This window comes from Candidatus Propionivibrio aalborgensis, assembly GCF_900089945.1.
GTDB classification, from domain to species: Bacteria; Pseudomonadota; Gammaproteobacteria; order Burkholderiales; family Rhodocyclaceae; genus Propionivibrio; species Propionivibrio aalborgensis.
This window is the reverse complement of sequence record NZ_FLQY01000202.1, coordinates 1-7,595: the sequence shown is the minus strand read 5'-3', so window position 1 is coordinate 7,595 and position 7,595 is coordinate 1. Positions and strand designations below refer to the sequence as shown.

Here is a 7,595-nt window from a genome sequence, read left to right as displayed (position 1 = left end):
GCCCGCCCTGCAAGTTGTCCTGATTAACTCGGCGGTTCGCTGAATTGTAGTTTTTCGTGTGCCACGGGTCAAACCCGCTTTCAACAATCAAACAATCAAACAACCCAACAATCCCCTTCCAACAGGGCTAACCCGTGATCCTTCTCTTTCGTCTGCTTAGTCGTTTGCCCTTGGGGGGGTTGCATGCACTCGGTGCTGTGCTCGGCTGGCTGGCCTGGCTCCTGTCGCCGACCTACCGTCGCCATCTGCGCGAAAACATGGTACTGGCGCTCGGTGAAGACGGAATGCGCCGTGTACGGCCAGCAGCTATCGCGCACGCTGGCCGTGCATCGCTTGAAGTAGCCAGAATCTGGCTGCGCCCGCTGGAAGAAGCGACCGCCCTGGTCGTCAAGGTGAGTGGCTGGGAACTGGTCGCAGCGGCAACGAAAACCGGCAAGGGAATTGTGTATCTGACGCCGCATCTGGGCTGTTTCGAGGTGACCGCCCAGTACCTGTCGGAGCGCGCGCCGATCACCGTGCTGTATCGCCCACCCAAGCAAGCCTGGCTGCAAACGCTTATCGAGAGTGGCCGTGCACGCGCGCAATTGCGTATCGCGGCGGCCGATCTGGCCGGCGTGCGTGCTCTGCTGAAAGCGCTGCGACGCGGCGAGACGGTCGGTATGCTGCCCGATCAGGCACCGCGGGCAGGCGAGGGGCGATGGTTGAACTTCTTCGGCCGGCCGGCGTATACGATGACGCTGGCGGCGCGGCTGACCGAAAGCGGCGCGACGACAATCATGGTCTGGGCTGAGCGGCTGGCAGGCGGCGCCGGCTATCATTTTCATCTGCAACAACCGACGCAAGCCATCCAGGGAACAACCGAGGAACGCGCCCAGCAAATCAGCCACGAGATCGAACATCTGATCCGCCAGTGTCCTGAGCAGTATCTGTGGGGCTACAACCGCTATAAACGCCCGCGCGGCGTCGAACCGCCACCAGAGAGGATTTGACGCGACCTGTGTACGCCTGAAATGCGCCAAAAGTCGGGCTCAGCTTTCGCTGGAAGGGGTGACCGTTACGGCTACCTCGGGCTCCTGCGTATCGCCGCCCAGAATGACGCCGCGTAACGGAGACACATCGCCGAAATCCCGCCCCCATGCCAGCGTGATGTGCTCTGTATCGGGCATCAGGTTATTGGTCGGATCAAAATCTATCCAGAACTCTCCACCGGCGCTCGGGCAATAGACTGATATCCAGGCATGCGAGGCGTCGGCACCAACCATGCGCGGTTTCCCAGGCGGCGGCTTCGTGAGCAGATAGCCGCTGACGTAACGTGCAGCCAGCCCGTGCGAACGGAGGCAGGCCAGCATCAAGTGGGCAAAATCCTGGCAAACGCCTTTTCTCTCTTCCAATAATTTGAGTACCGGCGTAGAGACCGTGGTGGCTTTGGGATCAAAGTCGAATTCATTATAGATATGGCTCATCAGCGCACCGACCGCCTCAAGCAGCGGACGATTCGGTGTAAAGCAGTGACTGGCGAAGTCGTTAAATTCATGCTTGACGCGAACGTAAGGGGATTCGAATCGATAGCGATTGGCCTCAAGCAAGACCGGTGCGGCACCGTAGACCAGCGCGTTACGCACGCTTTCCCAGGGCGGCGACGCTGACAACCCGTCGGCAGGAAGATGCGGTTGCACTTCGATAACGCTTTCGGCGCGCACGACCAGACTGCTATGCGGTGCCTCGATGGCGAACATGCTGACCGGATTGCCGAAGTGGTCAAAGCGCGCATGCGAAAAGGTCGGTTCAGGTTCGATAAGCAACCGATGCGTAATGCTCTGTTGCCACGGGCACTCGCGAGGCGTCAGATGCAGTTGCTGACGCGACAGCGAAACCGGGCTGTCATAGTTGTAACCCGTTTCGTGGATAACATGATAGCGAGCGGGGAGTGAATTCATGAAGCTGTCACGCCGTCAACGTTTGCCGGCCGATTTCGCCGATATGCGCGAAATAGCGCAGGGCCATCCGGTCCGAAAGGCTGGCGGCTGCATTGGCTATTTCATCGAGCAGACCGGCCAGTTCAAAACAGGGATTGCAATTGCGGCACTGTGAGAAGTCCTGTCCCTCGAAGCTGCTCAGATCGAAAGCCCGCAGGCGTGACATTGCCTGGTTAAGCAGGTCTTCGTCCGGATCACCGTGCTCGGTGGACAGCCGGTTGAGATACTGCTTCAGGTCCAGCAACTGGAAATACACCGCGTGCGGATTGTCCTCGTTGAAAACGATCAGATCGAGCGCGGGTAAAAGTTCGGGTTGAGTCATGTAACGCGACCGGTAGGTGATGATGCTGTCGGTCAATTCGAGCAGCCACTCGATACCCCCCCTGGCTCGCGTAGATTCCAGGCGCAGGAATTGACTGATCGAACTGGACAGGAAAATCAGTCGTTCGATTCGACGGCCGATGAACAGGAAACGCCAGCCATCGTCGCGCGTCATGTTGTCCATGGCGAACCCGGCCAGCGACGAGGAGGAGAGCAGTATTTGATCAAGGAAAGCCAGTGCGTCACCGATTTCACGCCCGAACTCGCTATACACCTGCAAATGGTGCTGCAAACGGTTGAGCGCGTGCCAGTTGTCGAGCGAAAAATGCTCGCGTACCTGCGAGCCAACCCACAGCAGGCGGCGTATGTTGCCGGCCAGTCCGTCTTGCCACTCATCGTCGCTGATGGCGGCAAGCATCTGCGATTCAAGTTCAGGTCGATGAACCTCCTCTTGGTCGGCCCTTTCGCGTTTCCCCTTGCCGTCGGCTTCAGCATCACTTCCGGGTAACAGCTTGAGCGAACGACAAAGGTCGTAAGTCGACAGCAGTGCCGGCATCGCTTCGGTTCCTGTGTCGACCAGACGAGAAAGTCCGACGCGCAGAATGCGTGCCACATCCTCACAACGCTCGGAATAGCGGCCGAACCAGAAAAGATTTTCAACCACGCGCGAAGACAGATTGCTCCCGCTTCGTACCAAATCGGCTACGCCGATCGCGTTCTTCAGCAAGGTAAAGGCGTTGACTTCCTCGTCGGTAAGCACCCAGGTGTCCTTGCTCGATCCACCACGCTGCATCGATATCATGCGCGCATTGGCCGCGGCGGAAACGCGCGTCAACCCCCCCGGCATGACCATGTATCCCTGAGGCGTGGCCGCAACATAAACCCGCAGCGCCACACCGCGCGGCAGAAGGTGTTTGTCATCGGTCGAATCCCACACCGGTGCCTGCGAAAAATTGACCAGTTCCTGCGCTACGTAGGCCAGCGGCCGGGCGCGCAGGCGGGCGATCAAATCTTCGCGTTGCTGACCGTCGAGCTGATTGCCGAAGATCGGATCCATGCGTTGTGACGGGAACGTACCCTTGATGACCAGTCGGTCGATATTCTGGATCGTAAACTCGAGGGCAGCCGACTCACCGCACCACCATGTGCCGACCGACGGCATGGCCAACGGTTCGCCAAGCAACTTTTCGCATGCACCGGGTAAGAAGCCAGGCAGTGCCGCTGATTCGAGCAGACCGCTACCCAGCGCATTCGCAACCAGCACCTTGCCGGCACGTACGACCTGCAACAGGCCTGGGATACCCAGCGCCGAGTCGCCGCGAAGTTCGAGCGGATCGCAGAAATCATCGTCCAGCCGTCGCAGAATGGCGTGCACCCGGCACAGTCCGGTCAGTGTTTTGAGATAGACACACTCACCACGCACCGTGAGATCCTGCCCTTCGACCAAAGGAAAGCCGAGGTAGCGCGCCAGATAGGAGTGCTCGAAATAGGTCTCGTTGTAGGGACCGGGAGTCAGCAGGACGATTAGCGGCGCATCTCCACCCTCCCGCTCGGATTTGCCGTTATGCGGCGCCCAATGCGACAGGCTGTCACGCACCGATCGGAAGAACGAGGCCAGATGTTGCACACCCATGTCGCGGAACTGCTCCGGGAACACACGCGATACGATGATCCGGTTTTCCAGTGCATAGCCCGCGCCCGAGGGTGACTGTGTGCGGTCGCGTATCACCCACCAGCGCCCATCCGGCGAGCGCGCAAGATCGGCGGCATAAAGATGCAGCCAGGTATCGCCGGGCGGTTTGACGCCATGACACGGCCAAAGAAACCCGTTGTGACCATAGACCAGCGCGGACGGCAGGGTGCCATCCCTGAGCAGGGTCTGCTCGCCGTAAAGATCGCCCAGCACTGCGTTGAGCAGGCGCGCGCGCTGTGTAACGGCGCTGGATACTTCGTGCCACTCGCTGGCGGACAGGATCAGCGGTAGTGGATCGAGTTCCCAAGGGCGGTCGGTGCCTTTGGGGTCGGCGTAAACATTGTAGGTGACACCGTTTTCCTGAATGCGTCGCCGGACATAATCAAGCCGGTGACGCATCTGCTCCGGTGTAGCCGCGACCAGGTGATCAAAAAACGTTTGCCACGACGAGCGCAGAGCGCCGCCTTCGGCGAGCATCTCGTCAAAGCGGTCGGTATTCTTCGGATATATGGAGAGTAGGCTATGCGGCATCAAAAAAGGGAGCCGGCGACTATACGGCTCCCGTGTTTCAGGATTGCCGCAAGTCTAGCGTAAACGGGAAGCTCCGGTTGCGTGGCGCAAGCGGAATATCAATCCGTCCCGGCGTATGGCCGATCGCCATGAAGCGCGCCAAACGCCGGCCTTCGGCTTCGTTGGCGTTGACCGGATAACGTTCGGGATTGCGCCCGCCGGGATGCTCGACATGATACTGACAACCGCCCAGCGAGCGCTTCATCCAGGTGTCGACAAGGTCGAAAACAAGCGGTGCATGGACGCCGATGGTCGGATGCAGAGAGGATTCCGGCAACCAAGCACGATAACGGACACCTGCAACAAACTCGCCGACATTTCCGGTCGGCTGCAAAGGCACAGGCTTTCCGTTGCAAGTCAGCACATAGCGGTCGCCCGACATGCCGTCGACCTTGACCTGCACGCGCTCGCATGAGGCATCGACATAGCGCACGTTGCCACCGGCACTTCCTTCCTCGCCCATCACATGCCAGGGTTCCAGCGCATGGCGCAGTTCAAAACGGATGCCCTCGGCAACAAAACTGCCGTGCAGCGGGAAGCGGAACTCGAAATGCGGCGCGAACCATTCGCTCTCCATCGCATAACCGGCGTCACGCAACTCACCGATCACATCGTCGAAATCCTGTTTCACGAAATGCGGCAGCATGAAGCGATCGTGTAACTCTGTTCCCCAGCGTAACAGCCGGCCAGGGGCATACGGCTGTTTCCAGAAGCGCGCGATCAGCGCACGCAGCAGCAGTTGCTGAGCGAGCGACATGCGCGCGTGCGGCGGCATCTCGAATGCGCGCATCTCAAGTAGTCCGAGGCGACCCGTTGGACCATCCGGCGAGTAGAGTTTGTCAATACAGAATTCGGCGCGGTGCGTGTTACCGGTGGCGTCAATCAGAAGGTTGCGCAGTAGGCGGTCAATCAGCCACGGAGCAACGGTCTCTTCCGGGTGCGGAAACTGGCTGAAGGCGATTTCCAGCTCATAGACGGAATCGTTGCGCGCCTCGTCAACGCGTGGCGCCTGGCTCGTCGGGCCGATGAACAGGCCGGAGAAGAGATAGGACAGCGAAGGATGGTTATGCCAGTAACTGATCAGGCTGCGCAGCAGGTCGGGGCGGCGCAGGAAAGGCGAATCGAGCGCGGTCAGCGCGCCGAATACAAAATGATTGCCGCCACCGGTGCCGGTATGGCGGCCGTCGAGCATGAACTTCTCGCTGGTCAGGCGTGACAGATGCGCCATCTCGTAGAGGTGCGTCGTACGCTCGACCAATTGATCCCAACTGGCAGAAGGCTGAATATTGACTTCGATGACGCCGGGGTCGGGGGTAACGCGGAAGTTGGTCAGGCGCGGGTCGGAGGGCGGCTCATAACCTTCGAGGAGCACTGGCGATTCGAGCTCCTCGGCCGTAGCCTCGACGGCGGCGACCAGTTCGAGATAGTCTTCAAGACGATCCGTCGGCGGCATGAAGATGTAGAGCACGCCACCTCGCGCCTGTACCGATATCGCCGTCCGTGTGATGTCCGACGCCGACTCCTGGCTCCTTGGCGGGCGATCGTTGTCCTCGTCCGCTGGCGAGCCTTCGCCAATACCCGCCTTGGGCGCCGTCTGAAATTCGGCGTGCTCCGGCAGTGGGTCAAAGTCCTGCGTCGGATCCGGTGCATGGGTGTAGGGGTAGTCGCTCTTGGCCACCCAGGGCTGCGATTCGAGCGGCAGACGGAAGCCGACCGGCGAGTCGCCCGGCACCAGGAAGCAGCGTTCGCCGCGCAGGAACCACGGGCTGGTTTGCCAGCGTCCCTTTAGCCTCGGGTGGCGCATCACCGGCAGCACATAGCCGATGGCCTTATCCAGGCCCTGGCCAAAGATCTCCGCCAGACGCGCACGTTCAAGGGGATCGTCAAGGCGCGCCGCATGCGGATCGACATTTATCGGCAGGCGGTGCTCGCGCCACAGGTAATAGAAGGCATCCTCGTAGGCCGGGAAAACATACTTCGCAGCCAGCCCCAGGCGTTCGGCCAGCGTACGCAGGAAGCGACCAGCCAACATTTCATCGGCGCCATAGTCGCGTGACTCGTCGGCGCACAAGGCCGGGTTCTTCCATACCGGTTGTCCGTCGCGCCGCCAGAAACAGTTGAGCGACCAGCGCGGTAGCGGCTCGCCCGGATACCACTTGCCCTGGCCGAAGTGCGTCAGCCCGTGAGGAGCATATTCTTTGCGCAGGCGATGAAACAGGTCGGCTGCACGGATACGCTTGGTCGGACCCATGGCGGCAGTGCTCCATTCGGCGCCGTCCGGGTCGTCTATGGCCACGAAGGTCGGTTCGCCACCCATGGTCAGGCGCACATCGCCACTAACCAGATCGTCATCGATGCGATGCCCCAGCGTTTCGATCGAGGACCATTGCTCATCGCTATAGGGCTTGGTAACTCGCGGCGCTTCCCAGACGCGCTCGATCTTCATGCTGTGCTCGAATACGCACTCGCATTCTTCGGTGGTGCCGGTAATTGGCGAGGCAGAAGATGGTTGTGGCGAGCACGCCACCGGGATATGTCCTTCGCCAGCGAACAGCCCGGACGTCGGATCGAGGCCGATCCAGCCTGCACCCGGCAAGAAGACCTCGCACCAGGCGTGCAGATCGGTGAAATCAATATCGGTGCCGGAAGGACCGTCCAGCGATTTCACGTCAGGCACCAGCTGAATCAGATAACCCGATACGAAACGCGCGGCCAGCCCGAGCTGGCGCAGCACCTCAACCAGCAGCCAGGCTGAATCCCGGCACGAACCGCTGCCCAGCTCGAGCGTTTGTTCGGGGCTTTGCACGCCCGGCTCCAGGCGAATAACGTAGGCGACGACCTGTTGCACCCGTCGGTTGATATCGACCAGGAAATCGACGCTGTTCATCGGTTCGACCGGGATCGTGTCGAGGAATCGGCGGACCAGCGGGGTTGGCGGCTGAGTGTACAGAAAAGGCTGTAACTCTTCGCGCAGATCTGCCTCGTACTTGAACGGAAATTTCTCGGCGTAGGATTCGGGGAAGAAGTCGAACGGG

At 60.3% G+C, this 7,595-nt stretch carries 4 protein-coding genes; 1 reads left to right on the top strand and 3 read right to left on the bottom strand.

The genetic code is table 11. From position 1 onward, the window contains the following. Window positions 1-134 precede the first annotated feature (134 nt). A complete protein-coding gene (locus tag PROAA_RS10440) occupies window positions 135-989 on the top strand; it encodes a lysophospholipid acyltransferase family protein (RefSeq protein ID WP_186411284.1) in 855 nt (284 codons plus the stop codon). A 39-nt stretch (window positions 990-1,028) separates the two neighbouring features. Here PROAA_RS10440 and PROAA_RS10435 read toward each other — a convergent pair whose 3' ends face one another. The 3 genes from PROAA_RS10435 to PROAA_RS10425 form a co-directional block, all read right to left on the bottom strand. Beyond that, the gene (locus tag PROAA_RS10435) at window positions 1,029-1,937 is read right to left on the bottom strand and encodes a transglutaminase family protein (protein ID WP_186411283.1); all 909 of its coding nucleotides are present in this window, start codon (window positions 1,935-1,937) and stop codon (window positions 1,029-1,031) included. Between the two features lie 7 nt (window positions 1,938-1,944). Then, window positions 1,945-4,521 carry a circularly permuted type 2 ATP-grasp protein gene (locus tag PROAA_RS10430; RefSeq protein ID WP_186411282.1) on the bottom strand — a complete coding sequence of 859 codons (2,577 nt, stop codon included), beginning with the start codon at window positions 4,519-4,521 and terminating at the stop codon, window positions 1,945-1,947. Window positions 4,522-4,558: 37 nt separating this feature from the next. Further along, window positions 4,559-7,595 (bottom strand): transglutaminase family protein (locus PROAA_RS10425; protein WP_186411281.1); only part of this gene is annotated, 3,037 nt, incomplete at its 5' end.

Coding starts and splice junctions, on each gene's coding strand:
- PROAA_RS10435 (WP_186411283.1), bottom strand. CDS start 1,937: ATGAATTCACTCCCCGCTCGCTATCATGTTATCCACGAAACGGGTTAC.
- PROAA_RS10430 (WP_186411282.1), bottom strand. CDS start 4,521: ATGCCGCATAGCCTACTCTCCATATATCCGAAGAATACCGACCGCTTT.